We start from the raw sequence: 18,761 nt of genomic DNA on the forward strand, positions 1-18,761 counted from the left end.
CCTTGTCAGTTGTGTGCGGAGCCGAGGTGCCAGACGACGGCCTTGTCGAGCTTCACCGAGCCGTTCTCGGCGAAGACCCGCACTCCCTGGCTGTCGGGGTGGGGGAAGATCTGGTCGGTGATCACGGCCTCGCCGCTGCCGCCGAAGACCTCGACGGACGACCAGTCGACCAGGATCCGCAGTTTCACCTTGCCGTTCGTGGCTTTCAGCGGCGCGGTCTGGATGCCGGGGAAGGCGCTGCTGAAGTCGACGGCACCGGAGCGGGTGCGGTCGACGTACAGCTCCTGTGTGGTGGTGTCGTATCCGATGTCGGTTTCCTCTCGCCCGGTGCCGGTGCGCACCTTCAGGCCGAAGCGTTCGGCGTCGTTCAGGGTGAACGTCGCCATGATGTCGAGTGCCTTGCCCTCGGCCGCTGGGCCGATCAGGGGCTGTGAGGTGTTCGCGACGGTGACGCCGGCCGCCGTCGCCGCAGAGCCCTCCCGCAACGAGACCAGGCTGGGCACCGGCTCGCTCGTCAGCCGGATACGGCCGTCGATCGTGCGCAGGGCCGTCTGGCGGGGGACGCTCTGCGCGCCGCGCCAGGGTGAGGTGGGGATGGACGTCCCGTACTCCCAGTCGTTCATCCAGCCGATCATGTACCGCTTGTCGCCGGGCACGTTCTCCCAGGACACCGCCGCGTAGTAGTCCTTGCCGTAGTCGGCCCAGTCGGCGCGTTGTGCGACGGACTTGGCGGGGGCGTCGGCGGTGGTGAACTGGTCGGCGAGGATGTGGCCCCAGCCGCTGGTGTTGCCGTCGACGATCTGGATCTGCGCCTCCTTGCCGGCGTAGGGACGCAGGTCGAAGGAGACCCAGTCCAAGGTCTCGCTGTCGGAGCCGGTGGCGCTGCGGACGACCTCGCCGTCGACGAGCAGGTTGACGGACGTCTCCCGGGAGACCGGCTGGGCCTGGGTTTCGGAGAGTGTGATCTGGTCGACGTCGATGTGGCCCCAGCTACCGGTGTTGTTGTCGACGATCCTGATCCGCGCCTTCTTGCCGGCGAGGTCGCGGACGTTCCAGGATGCCCAGTCGAGCGCCTCGGTGTCCTGTCCGGTGGCGCTGCGGACGACGTTGCCGTCGACGAGGAGTTCGACGGCGGTGGGGTTGTCGTAGCCGGCGGGGTGGTGGCCGCCGCCGATGAGGAAGTCGACGTAGTCCTTGTCGATGGTGAACTCGGGCGAGGTGAGGGTGCCGGTGGCGGAGTCGCCGTTCAGGTAGGTGTTGACCAGGCCGCTGCCGAGGAAGCCGGAGACCTCCTGCTGGCCGGGGAGGGTGCCGGTGGCCGGTGCGGTCCCGAAGGCGTCGCCGGTCGTTGTCCAGTCGCCGTAGGTGCCGCCCTCGAAATCGGCGAGGACCGTGCCCGCGGGCGGCGGGCCCTGCTCCAGGACGGTGCCGGCCTCGTGCGGGTGCCGGCCGCCACCGACCTTGAAGTTCAGGTACTTGCTGTCCACGGTGAAGGGGGGCGAGGTGAGGGTGCCGGTGGCGGAGTCGCCCGAGCGGAAGCTGTTGGCGAGGCCCTTGCCGTCGAAGCCGGTCACCGTGCTCTGGCCGTCCAGCGCCCCGGCCGCCGGACCGTCGCCGAACGCGGTGCCGGTGGTCGTCCATGTGCCGTAGTCGGCTCCTTCGAAGCCCTGCACGACCTGGCCGGCGGGCGGGGTGTAGGTGCCCTTGTCGTCGGCGGTGAACGTCCTGCCGTCGAAGTCACCGACGAAGTACTGGGCGCCCGAACCGCCGGTGATCCCACCGGGGTTGATGTTGACGACCAGAACCCACTTGATGTGTTTCGTGTCCCCGTCGACCGCGAGGGGGAACAGGTCCGGGCACTCCCACACACCGCCCGTCGCGCCGGCCGGCCCGAACTCGCTGAGCAGCTCCCAGTCCTTGAGGTTCTTGGACGAGTAGAACCGCACCTTGTGCTCGGCGGACAGTGACACGGTCATGAGCCAGCTCTTGGTGGGGGCGTACCACTGGACCTTGGGGTCGCGGAAGTCCTTGGAGCCGATGTCGATGACGGGATTGCCCTGGTACTTGGTCCAGGTACGGCCGCGGTCGGTGCTGTAGGCGAGTGACTGGGCCTGTGTGCCGGTGGACTTGGAGTAGCTGGTGTAGATCGCCACCATGGGCGGGTTCTGCTCGCTGCCGAAACCGGTGGTGTTGTTCCAGTCGACCACCGCGCTGCCCGAGAAGACCATCTCCTTGTCGTCGTACGACAGGGCGAGCGGGAGCTGCTTCCAGTGCACGAGGTCCGTGCTCACCGCATGACCCCAGGACATGTCGCCCCAGGTCCTGCCGTTGGGGTCGTACTGGTAGAAGAGGTGGTACTCGCCCTTGTAGTACACGAGGCCGTTGGGGTCGTTCATCCAGTTCCTCTCCGGGGTGAAGTGGAACTGGGGGCGGTAGGTCTCGGTGTACGGCGGGGTATCGGCCGCCAGGGCCTGGGGGGCGAGCGGGGCTGCGGACAGGGCGCAGACGGTCGCCACGGCCGCGATCGTCCGCACACGGGCGCGCCGGAACACACGTCGAGAGCTCATCGGGCCTCCTGTGCCGCGGTCGTCCGCGCGGCGGAGAGTGCGACTCCGGCACGGACGGACCGAAAGGTGGCGCCCCGGCCGGCGCCGTCGTCCACGTCGCCGACCAAGGGTGTCATCGTTGACTTGTGTCATCGATGACATCGAGTGGCCTGATGATGAGCGTCATCCGGTCAACGCGTCAACAGTTCGGGCGTGATTGACCCTGCGCGGCCCCGGTCGGGTCAGCTGCCGCCGACTGCCGTCATCCGGTCCAGCCGGCTCTGCCAGGGCGGGTTGGGGCCGGCGACCGAGCAGGTCAGGGCCGCGACCCGAACGGCGAACCGGCATGCCTGGGCCACCTCGCCGAGATCGAGACCCGTCAGCCGGCCGCCGAGGTGTCCGCGGGTGCCGAGGTGGTGCAGCAGGCCGGCGGTGAAGGAGTCTCCCGCCCCGACCGTGTCGACCACCTCTGTCGCCACCGCCGGCACCTGCACCCGTTCACCGTCGAGGGAGGCCAGGGCACCGTCGGACCCGCGCGTGATCACGACGAGCCGCGCCCCGGCGGCGTGCCAGATGTCGCAGGCCCGCTCGGGCGGGGTTGCGGGCAGGAGCAGTTCCAGGTCGTCCTCGCTCAGCCGCAGTACGTCGGCGAGGGCGCACCAGTGCGCCAGGCGGGCGCGATAGACCTCGGGGCGCACCAGCAGCGGCCTTACGTTGGGGTCGATACTGATGGTCGCCCGGGCGGAGGCCGCCGCCAGGAACTCCTCCACCACCGCCGCGCCGGGCTCGCGGACCAGCGCGAGGGAGCCGGTGTGTACACAGGCGGTTCCGGACAGATCCACTCCTGCCAGTTCCTGAGCCGTCCACTGCCAGTCGGCCGTGTTCTGCGCGTGGAAGGAGAACGCGGCCTGCCCCTGGGCGTCCAGTTCAGCCACCGCCAGCGTGCTGGGCTCGGCGGCCGGGACGGCGTACGAAAGGTCCACCCCGGAGTCCTCCAGGTGAGCCCGGAACAGGCGGCCGAACACATCGCCGGACAGACGCGCGAGGAAGCGGGCGCTGCTGCCGAGCCGGGCGAGGGACACGGCCGTGTTGGCAGGTCCGCCGCCGGGCAGCACGCGCAGGGTGAGTTCGTTCGAGGCGCTGGCGGGTGCGGCGAAGGCGTCGGCGACGCACTCTCCCAGGACGGTGATCTGGCTCGGGTTCATGGGCGGCTCTTCTCTGCGAGCGTGCGAACGAAAGCGGGCACGAAACGGGCAGCCGCTGGGCACGTTACGGACTTGTGTCCCGTACAGGGCATTGACGTTGCCGGGATGCGGAGTCCATCATCCTCGCCATGCAGTGTCAACGATGACATAAGTCAACGATGACATCTCCGGGACGGCATGCTCCAATGCCGACCGCGCCGCTCGTGATCCCGCAGGAGTCGTTCATGTCGCGCACCACTGGTCTGACCCCGTCCCTCCTCAGAGTCGCCGCCTGCACGGGCATCGCGGCCCTCACCCTGACGGCCTGCGGATCCGGCTCCGGATCGGGTTCGGCGGGCTCCGGCTCGGGCAGCGTCAAGGTCGGTCTGATCACCAAGACCGACACGAATCCGTTCTTCGTGAAGATGAAGGAGGGGGCGGAGAAGGCGGCCAAAGCGGACGGCGTCCAGCTGATGACCGCCGCGGGCAAGTTCGACGGGGACAACTCCGGTCAGGTCACCGCCATCGAGAACATGGTCGCCGCCGGGGTGAAAGGCATCCTGATCACTCCGAGCGACTCCAAGGCGATCGTGCCCGCGGTCCAGAAGGCCCGCGCGAAGGGCGTCCTGGTCATCGCCCTGGACACCCCGACCGAGCCGCAGAGCGCGGTCGACGCCCTCTTCGCCACGAACAACCTCACGGCCGGCGAGCTGATCGGCGAGTACGCCAAGGCCGCGATGAAGGGCAAGACGGCGAAGATAGCCGCGCTCGACCTCGCACCCGGCGTCTCCGTCGGCGTCCAGCGGCACGACGGCTTCCTCAAGGGCTTCGGCGCCACCGACAAGGACGTCGTCTGCGCCCAGGACACGGGCGGCGACCAGGCCAAGGGCCAGACCGCGATGGAGAACTGCCTCCAGAAGTCGCCCGGCATCAACCTCGTCTACACCATCAACGAGCCGGCCGCCCTGGGCGCGTACACCGCGCTGAAGGCCAAGGGCCGGGAGAAGGACGTGCTGATCGTCTCCGTCGACGGCGGCTGCACCGGCACCCAGGCGGTCAAGGACGGCAAGATCGCCGCCACTTCGCAGCAGTACCCGCTGAAGATGGCCGCCGAGGGCGTCAAGGCCGTGGTGGCGTACGCCAAGAGCGGCAAGAAGGCGTCCGGTTACACCGACACCGGCGTCACCCTGATCACCGACAAGGCGCAGACGGGGGTCACGTCCAAGGACACCGCCTACGGCCTGCAGAACTGCTGGGGCTGAGCCGCCCACGAGGACCGTACTTCCGCCGCCTCTCCCCTCAGCGGGGCGGCCGGCCCCGTACCTCCCCGACCCGGGACGGCCGCCCCCCATGTCCTGACGACAAGGACATCTGTCTTCCGACAAGGACTTCGCATGACAGCCACGACGACGCCGTACGCCGAGCTCAAGGCACCTACGACGGCCCGCAGACTGCTCACGGCGCCAACCACCGGCCCCCTGGTCGCCCTCCTGCTGGCCTGTGTCTACTTCTCCCTCTCCACCGACCAGTTCCTCACCGGCGGGAACTTCTCCCTGATCGTGCAGCAGGTGATGGTCGTCGGCACGCTCGCCATCGGCCAGACCCTGATCATCCTCACGGCCGGCATCGACCTGTCGTGCGGTGCCGTGATGGCGTTCGGCAGCATCATGATGGCCAAGATGGCGGCCGAGGGCACCCTGTCCCCGCTCCTCGCGATCGCGCTGGGCCTGGCCGTCTGCGGCGGCTTCGGACTGCTCAACGGACTGCTGGTGCAGAAGATCCCGCTGCCGCCGTTCATCGTCACCCTCGGCATGCTCAACGTCGCGTTCGCGCTGACGCACATCTACTCCAAGGAGCAGACGGTCACGAGCCTGCCCGGCCCGCTGACGGCTCTCGGGCAGACCTTCCCGCTCGGGCACACCGACATCACCTACGGCTCGCTGGTCACCATCGCTCTGTTCCTCCTGCTCGCGTACGCGCTGAGCAGCACCGGCTGGGGCCGGCACGTCTACGCACTGGGCAACAGCCAGGAGACGGCGCGGCTGAACGGCATCCGCACCTCCCGCCTGACCATCGGTATCTACACCGCGGCCGGCCTGCTGTACGGCGTCGCCGCCCTGCTGCTCATCTCCCGCACCGGCGTCGGCGACCCGCAGGCCGGGCAGACCGACAACCTCGACAGCATCACCGCCGTGGTCCTCGGCGGCACCAGCCTCTTCGGCGGACGCGGCTCGGTTCTCGGCACCTTCATCGGCGTCCTCATCGTCGGCGTGTTCCGCAACGGCCTGCAGCTGATGGGCGTCGCTTCCATCTACCAGACTCTGATCACCGGCGTCCTGGTGATCCTCGCGGTGACCGTCGACCAGATCTCCCGGAAGAAGGCACGATGACCGCCACCACTTCCCCCATCCCTGTCCTGCAGGCCCGCGGCCTGGTCAAGCGCTACGGCCATGTCACCGCCATCGACGGCGCCGACTTCGACCTGCTGCCCGGCGAGGTCCTCGCCGTCATCGGCGACAACGGAGCCGGCAAGACCAGCCTCATCAAGGCCCTCACCGGCGCCCTGGTTCCCGACGCCGGCGAGATACGCCTGAACGGCGAACCCATCACCTTCTCCGGCCCGCAGAGCGCCCGCGCCCACGGCATCGAGACGGTGTACCAGGACCTCGCGGTGGCCGCCTGCATGGACATCGCCTCGAACATGTTCCTCGGCCGGGAGCTGCGCCGCCCCGGCGTCCTCGGCAGTGTCTTCCGCATGCTCGACAAGAAGCGCATGCGTCAGGAGGCGGCCGAGCACATGGCCGACCTGAAGATCGGGCTGCGGTCGCTCACCCAGGCGGTCGAGACGCTCTCCGGTGGTCAACGGCAGGCCGTGGCGGTGGCCCGTTCCGTCGCCTGGGCCCGCAGCGTCGTCGTCATGGACGAACCCACCGCCGCCCTCGGCGTCAAGGAGTCCGGCCAGGTCCTCGACCTCATCCGCCGCGTCCGCGACAAGGGCATGCCGGTCATCCTGATCAGCCACAACATGCCCCATGTCTTCGAGATCGCCGACCGCATCCACGTCCACCGGCTGGGCCGGCGCGCCGCTCTGATCAAGCCCTCCGACTACTCCATGGCGGAGGTCGTCGCCATCATGACTGGGGCGCTCACCCTCGATGAGGCCGGAGGTACTGTCGTAGCGGACTCCCGGGCGGCGAAGGCCGCAGGAGTCCAGGCCACCTGACCGCACGACCAGCTCTCGCATGTTCCGGCCGAGGCCGCGGCCGGAATCCGGGAGCACCCCAGGAGACGGTTTTCTCCATGGCAGCGAGCCGCCGCCCAACCCTGGCCGATGTCGCCCGAGAAGTAGGGGTCAGTGCCAAGACGGTCTCCCGTGTCCTCAACGAGGACGGGCCCGTCTCCGCGCAGACCAGGGAACAGGTTCTCACCGCCGTAGCCAGGCTCGGTTTCCAGCCGAACCTCATGGCACGCAACATCCGCGTCGGCGGACCCGACACCACCATCGGACTGGTCGTCCCCGACCTCGGCAACCCCTTCTTCGGAGCCGTGGCCGGCGGCATAGAGGCCACCGTCCACGACCGCGGCCTGACCCTGCTCATGGGCTCGTCCGGCGAAGACCCGGGCCGCGAACGCGACTTGACGTCCAAGTTCCTCGCCCGCCGCGTCAGCATCCTGATGGTCGTGCCGTCCGTCGGCGCCGACCACTCCCACCTGAAGCCCCATCGCGCCGCCGGGCTGCCCGTGGTCTTCATCGACCGTCCGGCCGTCGGCCTGTCCGCGGACAGCGTCGTCAGCTCCAACCGGGCGGGCGCCCACGACGGAGTCGCCCATCTCATCACCCACGGCCACCGGCGTATCGGCTTCATCGGCGACCTGCCCGTGAAGCTGTACACCCGGCGCGAACGCCTCGCCGGATACCGCTCGGCCCTGGAGGAAGCCGGTCTGCCCTACGACCGCTCCCTGGTCACCAGCGCCCACGACCAGCAGGGGGCCGCCGCAGCCACCGCCCAGCTGCTCGGCCTGGAGGATCCCCCGACGGCCTTGTTCGCCGGCAACAACATGGTGGCGCTGGGCATGGTCGCCGAACTCTCCCGCGCCAAACGGAAGGACGTCGCCTTCGTCGCCTTCGACGACGTGGCGCTCGCCGAGGCACTCGAACCGGCCCTGACCGTCGTCGCCCAGGACCCCGAGGAAATCGGCAGGACGGCCGCGGCTACCGCCTTGTCCCGCCTCGACGGCGACCGCTCCCGCGCCCGCACCGTCACCGTCCCCACCCGCCTGATCGTCCGCGGCTCGGGCGAGCGGCCGGCACCCGCGGTGCCGTAAGAACATGACGCAATGTCAAAGTCGCACAGGTCCATGGGGCGACCGGTAGGTGCGCGTCCTGGGACTTCGCCGGCACCACGCCGTCCAACGCTGTCTCCCCACCGCGCCAGGCTCGCGGCGACCGCTGGGAGCAGGGCCGGGATGTCGGCTTCCGACGGCAGGCGATCCCCCTCAAGGCTGGGAGCGGACAGCAGCCTGCTCGACCATGCCAACGGCCATCTTGTTCTCCTCGTCGTGTGAAGAAATGGCCGCCGCCTGCCGCACCCGAGGACCGGCCCATGGCCAAGATCCGGCCCATACGCGGACCGGTCATCTGCTGCGGCCCACGAGCCCAAGCACACGGTCCGCCCCGGCAATCGCAGCCACGCCCCCGCAAGAGCCCACCACCAGCCGCCGCTACGACCGTACTTCTCCGGCCTCGAAAACATGTCAAAGAAACCCGCAGGTCAGAGGTGCGCGGCACGCAAAACGGGCTCAAGGTCAATGTGCATTACGGGCACTATGGGCGCTACGTGCGAGCTTTCGACGCACCCGCGAGACCGTCGAGGGGCGTCGAGTCCCCGACCCTGGCGAAAATCTCGCCGTATGGCATTTGAAATGCCATACTCGTGTCATGGCTGACAACGACACGGACTTCCCGCCCGGCGGCGGCCCCACCAGCGGCATCTCCGTCTCCCTCTCGGCCGGCACTCTGCAAGCGATCCGTGAGCGGGTGGGCAAGCGGGGTGTGTCCGCGTACCTGGAGAAGGCCGCGCAACGGCAGATCGAGCGCGACAACCTGGACGAGCTGATCGCCGACTTCGACAAGGCTCACGGCCCCGCCGACCCCGATGCGGTAGCGGCCAAGCGGGCCATGCTCACCGGCGGCACCTCCTCCGACTCTGGGGCCGGGGCGGCCGCGTGAGCGGCGCCCTCATCCTCGATAGCGAGGGCCTCGCCAAGGCTGTGCAACGCGACCGGGAGGTCCACGAGTGGCTTACCGCCGCCCGTGACGCGGACCTTCCGGTGATCACCTCGGCTGCGGTGCTCGTCGAGGTGGTCCACCCGCAGATCAACGACGCCGCGCTGAAGTGGACGCTGTCCCGACTGCGGGTCGAACCAGTCACCCAGGCTCTCGCCCGGTCCGCCGCCACACTGCTGCGCGCGGCCGGGCTGCACGGCCACAAGTACGCCATCGACGCCATGCTCTGCGCCACAGCCCTCGCTCACCCTGGCCGCGTCACGATCTTGACCTCGGACGTCGAGGACATCGCCATGCTCACCACCGACCATGCCCGGATCGCCACCGAGAAGGTCTGACGCCGTCTGGGCATGTGGGATTCCCGCATCCGAATCTGGAGCGGTGGACCGCACCGCCGACTGTGCAGCGCCTTTTCGCCGACTTTCGCTCGGCCACCCCGTCTCTCAGCGCCGGCGCCCGGGCCCGAGCTGTACGAGGCCGTACTGGCCGTCCGCCGCGCGGAGGCGGAGCTGTTCGCGATGTTCACCGACGCGGACGTCATCGGAGCCGTCCGCTGGCGGTATTGACTGGCTACTCCTCGGGCTCCCAGGCGATCAGCTGCTCGAACACCTGCTGGTCGCCCTCGATCTTCAGGTCGCTCAGCGTGAGGCGGCCCCAGACGAAGAGGAGCAGCTGCTCGGCCGTGCCCGTGGCCGAAGCGGAGGCGGGCGCGGCGCCGTCCGTGAGGGGTGCGGGCCAGGCGCCGGTGCCGTCCAGCGCGAGGAGCCAGGAGCGGCCCTCGGTGGCGTGGTAGTGGATGGTGGCGGCCTCGTGCGGCCAGGCCGCCGGGGTGGAGTTGCAGGTGTCGAGAAACTCGGCCACGCCGTCGATCGCGACGTCCGCCGGCATCGGCTGCACGGCGCCTGCGGCGAGCTGGGCGTCGTAGGTGTGCACCAGCACCTCGTGCACCCGGCGCCGGGCAACGCCCCAGGCATTCGCCGGCGACACGCCGGCGCCCCACCACGCCCAGCACTCGCGCTCCGGGCCAGCCTCGCGCAGCGCACTCAGCAGCAGCTCGTTCGACTCGGCGTACCAGGCCAGGAGCGCCTCGAGCTCGCGCGGCACCTCTGCGGCATCCTTGGCCGGCGGAGCCTCGGCCGGGCCCGCGCCGACGATCGCGGCCCACCAGCGCTGGCCCGTACCCAGGTGCTGCACCAGATCGAACAACGTCCACTCGAGGCAGGACGGGACCGGCGCGTCAAGGCTGGGCGCGGCGGCAACCGCACTCCGGAACGCGGCCGACCGCTCGTCGATCAGTTGCAGCAGGGCGGAATACTCAAGACTCTCTGTCACATCGCCTACCTATCACCCCAGTTCAGCCGACCGCACCCTATTTTCCAGGCCGTCAGCTGCGGGAGTTAGAGCACCTGATAGAAAGCCTGGTCGTAGCCATATCCCCTTCCTGGATGGCTCGTTGAACGAGTCATCCAGGAAGGGGAACGGTCCTCCGTGGATGGTGCCGGATGACCTGTGGGGGCGGATCGAGCCGTTGCTGCCGGTCAGGCAGCGGCGTCCGCGCCATCCCGGCCGGCTGCCACTGGACGACCGTGGTTGCCTGCAGGGCATCCTGTTCGTGCTGCACACCGGGTTCCAGTGGGAGTGGCTGCCGCAGGAGCTCGGCTTCGGGTCCGGGATGACGTGCTGGCGCCGGCTGCGGGACCGGCACGAGGCCGGGGTGTGGGACCGGCTGCACCAGGTGCTGCTGACCGAGCTGCACCGTGCCGGGAAGCTGGACTGGTCCCGGGCGGTGATCGACGGCTCCCACCACCAGGCCCGTCGGGGCGGCCCCAAACCGGGCCGAGCCCGGTCGACCGTGCCCGGCCCTGCTCGAAGCACCACGTCATCACCGACGCAGGCGGCACCCGGCTCGCCATCACCCTGACCGGTGGCAACCGCCACGACATCACCCAGCTGCTGCCCCTGCTCGACGCGATCCCGCGGATCCGCGGAGTGACCGATCGCCCCCGTCACTGGCCGCGGCAGTTGTTCGCCGACCGGGGCTACCGGGGCTACGACTTCGACAAGTACCGTCGGCTCCTGTGGAAGCGCGGCATCAAGCCGGTCATCGCCCGACGCGGAGTTCCGCACGGCTCCGGCCCGGGCTCGGTCCGCTGGGTAGTCGAGCGGACGAACGCATGGATCCACGGCTTCCGACGGCTACGGATCCGCTGGGAGATCCGCGACGACATCCACGAGGCGTTTCCTGAAGCTCGCCTGTTGTGTGATCACCTACAGGCGAGTCGCAAACCCCACGCTGTCGTGGCCGCCCTCGAAAAGCAGCCGCAGCCCATGGGCCTGACCAAATCCATCCAAGGCCGAGCTCTGCGCATCATCCAGGCCCTCATCACCGCCACCGAAGCGCAGGGCCATAAGGCAGCGCTCGGAACCGCACAAGGCGCTCCCCCACTCCGTCGGCGCCGCAAGGCACCACCGCACTTCTCCATCACCACCCAAGGCGAAAGCGTCGGATTCCTCGTCCTTCAAGAACAGGACCGCAACGAACACGTCCCCACCGACAAGGAACTCGCCGACGCCAAGAAGTACTCATGGATGCGCATCGCCCGCTTCGACTACACGCCCTCAAACCGCCTGCGTTTCATGCTCCATGGCGGCAACCCGCACCGCGCCAGCGAATGGGCCGACCTCCCCGACCGACCATCGGAAGACCAACTCGCCGAAATCGCACAGGAAGTCGGCCTTCGTAGCGAAGCCGCCGAACGCAAACGCCGCGCAGACCAACAAGCCCGCGAGGAGCAGCAGCGGCGCTGGGAAGCCGCCATGCACGAAGCCCGCACCGCATACGCCCACGCCTATCGCGCCAAACACCTCGAAAAACAGAATGTGCGTCAAACGTGCGTCACATGCGTCGAATATGCGTCAAGATATCGCCCGTAACGCCCACACCGCACATAATGCACACTCGACGTAACAGCAGGTCAGCGGCCCTTTTCGGCAGGCTCAAGGATCGCGACGCACTCCACGTGATGCGTCATCGGAAACAGATCGAACGCCCGCAGCGTCCGCACCCGATAGCCGCCCTCCTTGAAGTACCCCAAGTCCCTGGCCAGCGCAGCGGGATCGCAGGCGACGTAGGCGATGCGGCGGGCGGCCAGGGAGGTGAGGTGGTTGACCGTCTGGCGGCCGGCGCCGGCGCGGGGTGGGTCCAGGACGATCAGGTCGACCTCGGTGATGCCCGTGCGCGGCAGGACCGACTCGACCTTGCCCTGTTCGATGCGGACCCGGGGGAACTCGGCGAGGTTGTGCCGGGCGTCCTCGACCGCCCGCTTGCCGGACTCGATGCCGAGGACGGCGCCCTTCTCGCCGAGGCGGTCGGCGAGGGCGCCGGCGAAGAGGCCGACTCCGCAGTAGAGGTCCAGGGCCATCTCGCCCTTGCGCGGCAGGAGGCCTTGCATGACCGCCGTCACCAGCGTGTCCGCCGCCTTCGGGTGGACCTGCCAGAAGCCGCCGCCTCCGACGCGGTGGGTGCGGCCGTCCGCGCGTTCCCGGACGAACGGGCGGCCGTGGACGCGGTGCACGCCGCCGGACTTCTCGTCGACCCGCAGGACCGAGACCGGCTTGTCCAGTTCGACCAGGGGGAGGCGGGCGCCTGGGCGCGGGGTCAGGATGACCTGGCGGTCCTGCGAACCCGTCGCCGCGATCGCCTCGACCGACTCCATACCGGTCCAGTCCCGCCGCTCGATGCCCAGCTCGGTGACGCCGGAAGCCGCGATCATGCAGTGGTCGATGCGCTCGATCTCGTGCGAGCGGTGCCGGCGCAGGCCCGCGTGGCCTTCCGCGTCGACGGCGTACTGGACACGGGTGCGCCACTGCGGGACCTGGCCCGCGGGCAGCTTGTCACCCTCGGCCGGCATCACCGTGCCGTCCCAGCCGGCCTCCTCGGGCGTGAGACCCGCGAGCCGCTTGAGCTGCTCGGCGATCACCTCGCCCTTCAGTCGGCGCTGGGCGCCCGGCTTGGCGTGCTGCCAGTCGCAGCCGCCGCAGCGGCCGGGGCCGGCGAAGGGGCAGGGGGCCTCGATGCGGTCCTTGGAGGCCTCCAGGATCCGCACGGCGTCCGCGCGCAGGAAGCGGGCGCCCTCCTCACCCTCGGTCACCTTCGCCACCACCCGCTCGCCCGGCAGCGCGTGCCGGACGAACAGCACCTGGCCCTCGGCGGTACGGGCGATGCAGTGGCCGCCGTGGGCGACGGGGCCGATCTCGACCTCGTACTCCTCGCCCACCAGAGACTTCGTCGGTTCTGCCTGCATGGCGGGGTGACTCCAGATCCAGAAAGGGAAACGGCCGCAAACCGGCGGGCCGGACAACAGCCCACCAGTCTACGGCCTCGCCGCCCCGCCTCGGTCCCCGGCCGCCGACGGGTCGGTCCTTCGCCGGCGACCGCTCAGTCCTTGGTCACCGACGGCAGCTCAGTCCTGAGCCACTGACATCCCAGACCTCGCCACCGACGGCTCACACCTACGCCGACGGCCGCTCAGTCCTAGGCCACTGACATCCCAGACCTCGCCACCGACGACTCAGACCTACGTCGCCGACGGCTCAGACCGACGCCGGCGCCCCCTCAGTCCTTCGCCGCCGACGGCTGCTTGGGTCGCTCCACGGCCGGGCCGCGGCGCACCGCGCCCGGTGCGCTCCACTCCTGTCTCTTGCGGGCGCGCAGCTTGGCCGCCTCCGAGGAGGCCAGCTGGTAGGGGACGGAGGTGACCATCACGCCGGGCGTGAACAGCAGGCGGCCCTTCAGGCGCAGGGCGCTCTGGTTGTGCAGCAGATGCTCGTACCAGTGGCCGACCACGTACTCGGGGATGATCACCGAGACCGCGTCGCGCGGGGACTCCTTGCGCAGGCTCTTGACGTACTCGATCACCGGGCGGGTGACCTCGCGGTACGGCGAGTCCAGCACCTTCAGTGGTACGTCGATGCCGCGCCGCTCCCACTCCTCGCGCAGCGCCTTGGTCTCGGCCGCGTCGACGTTGACCGTCAGTGCCTCCAGGGTGTCCGAGCGCATCAGCTTGGCGTAGGCCAGGGCGCGGAGGGTAGGGCGGTGGATCTTCGAGATCAGCACCACCGAGTGGACGCGGGACGGGCGGACCAGGTCGTCGTCGTCCGGCTCCTCGGGGGCCGCGATCTCCTCGGCCACGCCGTCGTAGTGCTTCCGGATCGCGGTCATCGTCGCGTAGAAGATGCACATGCCGAGCAGGGCCACCCAGGCACCGTGCGTGAACTTGGTGACCAGGACGACGACCAGCACCAGACCGGTGAAGAAGGCACCGAACGCGTTGATCGCACGGGAGCGGATCATGTGGCTGCGCTTGCCCGGGTCCTTCTCGACCGCCAGGTGCCGGTTCCAGTGCCGGACCATGCCGGTCTGGCTGAGCGTGAAGGACACGAACACGCCGACGATGTACAGCTGGATGAGACGGGTCGAGTCGGCGCCGTAGAGGACCGTCAGCAGGGTCGCCGCGCCGGCCAGCAGCACGATGCCGTTGGAGAAGGCGAGGCGGTCGCCGCGGGTGTGCAGCTGGCGCGGCAGGTAGCGGTCCTGGGCGAGGATCGAGCCGAGCAGCGGGAAGCCGTTGTACGCCGTGTTCGCCGCCAGGAACAGGACCAGGGCCGTGGCCGCGGCCAGGACGACGAACAGGAAGCTGCCCTTGCCGAAGACCGCCTCGGCGACCTGGGAGATCACCGGGTTCTGGACATAGCCGGAGCCCAGCGGGTGGCCGCCCCGGATCAGGTCGGTGGCCGGGTTCTCGGCCATGCGGACCTTGGTCGTCATGGCCAGGGCGATGATGCCGCAGAACATGGTGACGGCAAGCCCGCCCATCAGCGCGAGCGTGGTCGCCGCGTTCTTCGACTTGGGCTTGCGGAAGGCCGGGACGCCGTTGGAGATCGCCTCCACACCGGTCAGCGCGGCACAGCCGGAGGAGAAGGCGCGCAGCAGGAGGAAGACGAGGGCGAAGCCCGCCAGGCCCTGGTGCTCGGCCTTGATCTCAAATGCCGCCGTAGGTGCGCGCATGGTGTCGCCGAGGACCAGGCCCCGGAACGCGCCCCACGCGATCATGACGAAGACGCCGCCGACGAACACGTACGTCGGGATCGCGAAGAGCTTGCCGGACTCCTTCACGCCGCGCAGGTTCATCAGCGTCAGCAGCACGATCACGGCGACCGCGCACAGCACCTTGTGCTCGACCACGAAGGGGATCGCGGAGCCGAGGTTCTCGATGCCGGAGGCGATGGAGACGGCGACGGTGAGGACGTAGTCCACGAGCAGGGCGCTGGCGACCGTCAGGCCGGCCTTGGGGCCCAGGTTGGTGGTGGCGACCTCGTAGTCGCCACCGCCGCTCGGGTAGGCGTGGACGTTCTGGCGGTAGGAGGCGACCACGGTGAACATCAGCACGACGACCGCGACGGCGATCCAGGGGCTGAAGTGGTACGCCGACACGCCCGCGATGGACAGGACCAGCAGGACCTCGCCCGGTGCGTAGGCGACGGAGGACAGCGGGTCGGAGGCGAAGACGGGGAGTGCGATGCGCTTCGGCAGGAGCGTTTCGCCCAGCCGGTCACTGCGCAGTGCGCGCCCGATCAGGATCCGTTTGGGCACGTCGGTCAGTTTGGACACGACAGAGGATGGTAGGCCGTCGACCGGCCACTGGCCCACCCGGTGTCTGAGATCTGCCTCACGAGTGAAATCAGGGGCGCACTGAACTGCGGATTCCGTGGTCCGCGCGCTCCCCGTGCCTAGATGGCAGACCCCGTCCGTCATCGCACCTCGGAGGTCCCATGCCCGCGACCGCGGAGCTGATCGGGGCACTGCTCGCCCTGCTCGGCCTCGGAATCCTGACCCTGTGCAGCGTGCGCAGTATCACTCGGCGGCGCCCGCCCCCGGCGATCACCCCGCTCGCCGACCCGGACGGCTGACGCCGCCCACACGCATGATCGCGGACCGTGATCACGCCGAACCGGCGTAGGGGGTGCCCACCTCCCTGCGCGCGTGTGTAGCTTTGGGCGTCGGTCTGAGACCCTGATGCTGAGCAGTAACTTTTGGACACCGGAAGGACGGTCGTGCACATCGTCATCATGGGCTGCGGAAGAGTGGGTTCCGCTCTTGCCCAGACCCTGGAGCAACAGGGCCACACGGTCGCCGTGATCGACCAGGACCCCACCGCCTTCCGCCGACTGGGCCCGGGATTCGGCGGTCGCCGGGTCACCGGGGTCGGCTTCGACCAGGACACCCTGCGCGAGGCGGGCATCGAGGAGGCCGGCGCCTTCGCCGCCGTCTCCAGCGGTGACAACTCCAACATCATCTCCGCGCGTGTGGCCCGCGAGATGTTCGGCGTGGAGAACGTCGCCGCCCGTATCTACGACCCGCGCCGCGCCGAGGTCTACCAGCGCCTGGGCATCCCCACCGTGGCCACGGTGCGCTGGACGGCCGACCAGATGCTGCGCCGGCTGCTGCCGTCGGGTGCCGAGCCGCTGTGGCGCGACCCCACCGGCGGGGTGCAGCTCGCCGAGGTGCACGCCTCCCCCAAGTGGGTCGGCCACAAGATCAGCAAGCTGCAGGAGGAGACGGGCGTCCGCGTGGCGTTCCTGACCCGCCTGGGCGAGGCGATCCTGCCGACCTCGCAGACGGTGCTGCAGGAGGGCGACCTCGTGCACGTGATGATGCGGACGGACGACGTGGACGAGGTCGAAGCGTCGTTCGCCCAGGGTCCGGAAGAGGAGGGCGGTCACTGATGAGGGTCGCCATTGCCGGAGCCGGCGCCGTCGGCCGCTCGATCGCGGCCGAGCTGCTGGAGAACGGCCACGAGGTCCTGCTCGTCGACAAGGCCCCGACCGCCATCTCGGTGGAGCGGGTGCCGCAGGCGGAGTGGCTGCTGGCCGACGCCTGCGAGATCACCTCCCTGGACGAGGCGGCGCTGCAGCGCTGCAACGTCGTCATCGCCGCGACCGGCGACGACAAGGTCAACCTGGTCGTCTCGCTGCTCGCCAAGACGGAGTACGGCGTCCCGCGCGTCGTCGCCCGCGTCAACAACCCGAAGAACGAATGGCTGTTCAACGAGGCCTGGGGCGTGGACGTGGCGGTCTCCACCCCGCGTCTGATGTCGGCCCTGGTCGAGGAGGCGGTCTCGGTCGGCGACCTGGTCCGTCTGCTCCGCTTCAGCCACGGTGACGCCAACCTCGTCGAGCTGACCCTGCCCGAGGAGTCGGCCCTGGCCGGCACCCAGGTCGGCGACGTCGAGTGGCCGGAGGACACCTCCCTGGTCACGATCATCCGCGGCACCCGCGTCCTGACCCCCTCCAAGGAGGACTCCCTGGAGGCGGGCGACGAACTCCTCTTCGTGGCGGCTCAGGCCCGGGAGGAGCAGCTGGAGGAGCTGCTGTCGGTGCGGCGGGAAGAGTCCTGACGCAGACGGCGAAGGGCGCCCCTGTTGCCAGGGGCGCCCGTCGCCGTCGTACGACCGCTGTCTACGCGTCCCTGCGGTGCCGTCCGCCGGACACGTCACCGCCCTCGGCGGCCAGCGCGGCCTTGCGCTCCTGCTCGGCCTTCTCCTCCGCCTCCATCTCCGCGAACACGTCGATCGGCGCGGGCGCCTTCGCCAGGAAGACCCAGGTGAGCCAGACCGCCAGCAGGAACGGCGGGATCTTCAGGGCGACCAGGACCCAGCCGAGCTTGGTGGTGTCGGACCACCAGTAGAGCGGGAAGAGGATCGCGCACTTGGCGAGCAGGATCAGGCCCCAGGCCCAACTCGCCTTCGCGTAGGCCTTCTTGCGGCCGGGGTTGCGGGTGCGCCAGGAGAGGTTCTCCTTGAAGACCGGGCCGAGGATGAGACCGATCAGCGGCACACCGGCGAGGGTCGTCACGATGTACGCCACCGCCAGGCCCAGCGTGTAGAGCATGCCGGGGAGGTAGAAGTCCTTGGCGTTGCCGGTGAACATCGCGAACACGACACCGAAGGCCACCCCGAACACACCACTGAAGGCGTGCTTGACGGTGTCCCTCATGGCGAGCCGGACCACGACCAGGACGAGAGAGACGATCAGCGCGGCGATCGCCGACACGTGCAGGTTCTTGTTGACCGTGAAGATCGCGACGAAGAGCAGGCCCGGCACGACCGTCTCGACCATGCCACGGACCCCGCCGAACGCCTCGAACAGCGCGGCCTCGGTCACCGCCCGGGCGTCGTCGGTCGGCGCCTGACCGGCGTCTTCGGTCGGCTTGTCGAGGGACGTCACCGGCTACTCCCGTCCGAGGGGTCGCAGTTCGTATTTGGGGTTGAACAGCACGCGGCGGCCCCGGCTCATCGAGATCCGGCCCGATGCGATCAGCTTGCGCCCCGGTTCTATGCCCACGATGGAACGCCTGCCGAGCCACACCACGTCCAGCGCGGCGGAGCCGTCGAACAGCTCGGCTTCCAGGGCGGGGACCCCGGCGCGCGGTCGCAAGGTAACCGTGCGCAAGGTACCAGTTACGGTGACGATCTGCCGGTCGTGGCAGTCACCGATCTTGGTACAGCCCGCTGTCTCGGCGTCCTCGCGCAGCTCCTCGGACTCCAGGTCCTCCTGCGACGAGGAGAGCCGGTCGAGCATGCGCCGGAACCGGCCGGCCGGCTTTTCGGATCGAGGAACAGCACTCATACGTGAAGCGTACCGGGGCACACCGACGGCACCGTAGCCCAGCTCACTTCCGAGCCC

The 18,761-nt window shown here is 69.4% G+C and carries 17 protein-coding genes and 1 pseudogene; 11 read left to right on the forward strand and 7 right to left on the reverse strand.

Annotated features, from left to right (window positions below):
* Window positions 1-5: 5 nt before the first annotated feature.
* A complete protein-coding gene (locus tag M878_RS59715) occupies window positions 6-2,567 on the reverse strand; it encodes a glycoside hydrolase family 32 protein (protein ID WP_031224634.1) in 2,562 nt (853 codons plus the stop codon).
* 221 nt (window positions 2,568-2,788) lie between these two features.
* On the reverse strand, window positions 2,789-3,751 hold the full coding sequence (locus M878_RS59720) for a carbohydrate kinase family protein (RefSeq protein ID WP_023546059.1): 963 nt from the start codon (window positions 3,749-3,751) through the stop codon (window positions 2,789-2,791).
* 224 nt (window positions 3,752-3,975) lie between these two features.
* On the opposite strand from M878_RS59720, the gene M878_RS59725 reads away from it, so the two are divergent.
* The 6 genes from M878_RS59725 to M878_RS59750 all read left to right on the forward strand — a co-directional run bounded on the left by M878_RS59725 (window position 3,976) and on the right by M878_RS59750 (window position 9,355).
* A complete protein-coding gene (locus M878_RS59725; RefSeq protein ID WP_031224635.1) occupies window positions 3,976-4,992 on the forward strand; it encodes a sugar ABC transporter substrate-binding protein in 1,017 nt (338 codons plus the stop codon).
* A 132-nt stretch (window positions 4,993-5,124) separates the two neighbouring features.
* A complete protein-coding gene (locus M878_RS59730) occupies window positions 5,125-6,120 on the forward strand; it encodes an ABC transporter permease (protein WP_023546061.1) in 996 nt (331 codons plus the stop codon).
* Entirely contained in the window at window positions 6,117-6,953 is an 837-nt protein-coding gene (locus M878_RS59735) for an ATP-binding cassette domain-containing protein (RefSeq protein ID WP_023546062.1), read from the forward strand. Before M878_RS59730 ends, M878_RS59735 begins: the two co-directional genes overlap by 4 nt.
* Window positions 6,954-7,030: 77 nt before the next feature.
* Window positions 7,031-8,056 carry a LacI family DNA-binding transcriptional regulator gene (locus M878_RS59740; protein ID WP_023546063.1) on the forward strand — a complete coding sequence of 342 codons (1,026 nt, stop codon included), beginning with the start codon at window positions 7,031-7,033 and terminating at the stop codon, window positions 8,054-8,056.
* A gap of 613 nt (window positions 8,057-8,669) precedes the next feature.
* Entirely contained in the window at window positions 8,670-8,960 is a 291-nt protein-coding gene (locus tag M878_RS59745; RefSeq protein WP_023546064.1) for a hypothetical protein, read from the forward strand.
* Window positions 8,957-9,355, forward strand: a complete 399-nt coding sequence (locus M878_RS59750) for a type II toxin-antitoxin system VapC family toxin (protein ID WP_023546065.1) — start codon at window positions 8,957-8,959, stop codon at window positions 9,353-9,355. The genes M878_RS59745 and M878_RS59750 overlap by 4 nt, the downstream gene beginning before the upstream one ends.
* 232 nt (window positions 9,356-9,587) lie before the next feature.
* Here M878_RS59750 and M878_RS59760 read toward each other — a convergent pair whose 3' ends face one another.
* Complete coding sequence (locus tag M878_RS59760; protein ID WP_023546067.1) at window positions 9,588-10,349, reverse strand: maleylpyruvate isomerase family mycothiol-dependent enzyme; 762 nt, start codon at window positions 10,347-10,349, stop codon at window positions 9,588-9,590.
* 160 nt (window positions 10,350-10,509) lie between these two features.
* Here M878_RS59760 and M878_RS94000 point away from each other — a divergent pair.
* Both M878_RS94000 and M878_RS98295 read left to right on the forward strand, forming a co-directional pair.
* Window positions 10,510-11,355 (forward strand): annotated as a pseudogene (locus tag M878_RS94000) (IS5 family transposase).
* Window positions 11,346-11,951, forward strand: coding sequence for a hypothetical protein (locus M878_RS98295; protein WP_167345798.1), 606 nt, complete (start codon window positions 11,346-11,348; stop codon window positions 11,949-11,951). Before M878_RS94000 ends, M878_RS98295 begins: the two are co-directional and overlap by 10 nt.
* 41 nt (window positions 11,952-11,992) lie before the next feature.
* On the opposite strand, the gene M878_RS59780 is transcribed toward M878_RS98295, so the two are convergent.
* Together M878_RS59780 and M878_RS59785 are read right to left on the reverse strand one after the other, a co-directional pair.
* The gene (locus M878_RS59780) at window positions 11,993-13,321 is read right to left on the reverse strand and encodes a class I SAM-dependent RNA methyltransferase (protein ID WP_023546071.1); all 1,329 of its coding nucleotides are present in this window, start codon (window positions 13,319-13,321) and stop codon (window positions 11,993-11,995) included.
* A gap of 311 nt (window positions 13,322-13,632) precedes the next feature.
* Window positions 13,633-15,687 carry an APC family permease gene (locus tag M878_RS59785; RefSeq protein ID WP_031224637.1) on the reverse strand — a complete coding sequence of 685 codons (2,055 nt, stop codon included), beginning with the start codon at window positions 15,685-15,687 and terminating at the stop codon, window positions 13,633-13,635.
* A 161-nt stretch (window positions 15,688-15,848) separates the two neighbouring features.
* On the opposite strand from M878_RS59785, the gene M878_RS98300 reads away from it, so the two are divergent.
* The 3 genes from M878_RS98300 (at window position 15,849) to M878_RS59795 (ending at window position 17,473) form a co-directional block, all read left to right on the forward strand.
* Window positions 15,849-15,986: a hypothetical protein gene (locus M878_RS98300; protein WP_023546073.1), complete on the forward strand. Its 138-nt coding sequence runs from the start codon at window positions 15,849-15,851 to the stop codon at window positions 15,984-15,986.
* Window positions 15,987-16,130: 144 nt separating this feature from the next.
* Window positions 16,131-16,802, forward strand: a complete 672-nt coding sequence (locus M878_RS59790; protein ID WP_023546074.1) for a potassium channel family protein — start codon at window positions 16,131-16,133, stop codon at window positions 16,800-16,802.
* Window positions 16,802-17,473 carry a potassium channel family protein gene (locus M878_RS59795; protein ID WP_023546075.1) on the forward strand — a complete coding sequence of 224 codons (672 nt, stop codon included), beginning with the start codon at window positions 16,802-16,804 and terminating at the stop codon, window positions 17,471-17,473. The genes M878_RS59790 and M878_RS59795 overlap by 1 nt, the downstream gene beginning before the upstream one ends.
* 61 nt (window positions 17,474-17,534) lie before the next feature.
* Here M878_RS59795 and M878_RS59800 read toward each other — a convergent pair whose 3' ends face one another.
* The gene (locus tag M878_RS59800) at window positions 17,535-18,302 is read right to left on the reverse strand and encodes a DUF3159 domain-containing protein (RefSeq protein WP_023546076.1); all 768 of its coding nucleotides are present in this window, start codon (window positions 18,300-18,302) and stop codon (window positions 17,535-17,537) included.
* Window positions 18,303-18,305: 3 nt separating this feature from the next.
* Window positions 18,306-18,704, reverse strand: coding sequence for an OB-fold nucleic acid binding domain-containing protein (locus M878_RS59805; RefSeq protein WP_076095565.1), 399 nt, complete (start codon window positions 18,702-18,704; stop codon window positions 18,306-18,308).
* Window positions 18,705-18,761: the final 57 nt, after the last annotated feature.

This window comes from Streptomyces roseochromogenus subsp. oscitans DS 12.976 (genome assembly GCF_000497445.1).
GTDB classification, from domain to species: domain Bacteria; phylum Actinomycetota; class Actinomycetes; order Streptomycetales; family Streptomycetaceae; genus Streptomyces; species Streptomyces oscitans.

Excerpts from the sequence above, each read along its gene's own strand:
- M878_RS59720 (WP_023546059.1), bottom strand. The coding sequence starts at position 3,751 with ATGAACCCGAGCCAGATCACCGTCCTGGGAGAGTGCGTCGCCGACGCC.
- M878_RS59795 (WP_023546075.1), top strand. The coding sequence starts at position 16,802 with ATGAGGGTCGCCATTGCCGGAGCCGGCGCCGTCGGCCGCTCGATCGCG.
- M878_RS59725 (WP_031224635.1), top strand. The coding sequence starts at position 3,976 with ATGTCGCGCACCACTGGTCTGACCCCGTCCCTCCTCAGAGTCGCCGCC.
- M878_RS59805 (WP_076095565.1), bottom strand. The coding sequence starts at position 18,704 with ATGAGTGCTGTTCCTCGATCCGAAAAGCCGGCCGGCCGGTTCCGGCGC.
- M878_RS59745 (WP_023546064.1), top strand. The coding sequence starts at position 8,670 with ATGGCTGACAACGACACGGACTTCCCGCCCGGCGGCGGCCCCACCAGC.
- M878_RS59740 (WP_023546063.1), top strand. The coding sequence starts at position 7,031 with ATGGCAGCGAGCCGCCGCCCAACCCTGGCCGATGTCGCCCGAGAAGTA.
- M878_RS98300 (WP_023546073.1), top strand. The coding sequence starts at position 15,849 with ATGCCCGCGACCGCGGAGCTGATCGGGGCACTGCTCGCCCTGCTCGGC.
- M878_RS59735 (WP_023546062.1), top strand. The coding sequence starts at position 6,117 with ATGACCGCCACCACTTCCCCCATCCCTGTCCTGCAGGCCCGCGGCCTG.
- M878_RS59715 (WP_031224634.1), bottom strand. The coding sequence starts at position 2,567 with ATGAGCTCTCGACGTGTGTTCCGGCGCGCCCGTGTGCGGACGATCGCG.
- M878_RS98295 (WP_167345798.1), top strand. The coding sequence starts at position 11,346 with ATGGGCCTGACCAAATCCATCCAAGGCCGAGCTCTGCGCATCATCCAG.
- M878_RS59780 (WP_023546071.1), bottom strand. The coding sequence starts at position 13,321 with ATGCAGGCAGAACCGACGAAGTCTCTGGTGGGCGAGGAGTACGAGGTC.
- M878_RS59730 (WP_023546061.1), top strand. The coding sequence starts at position 5,125 with ATGACAGCCACGACGACGCCGTACGCCGAGCTCAAGGCACCTACGACG.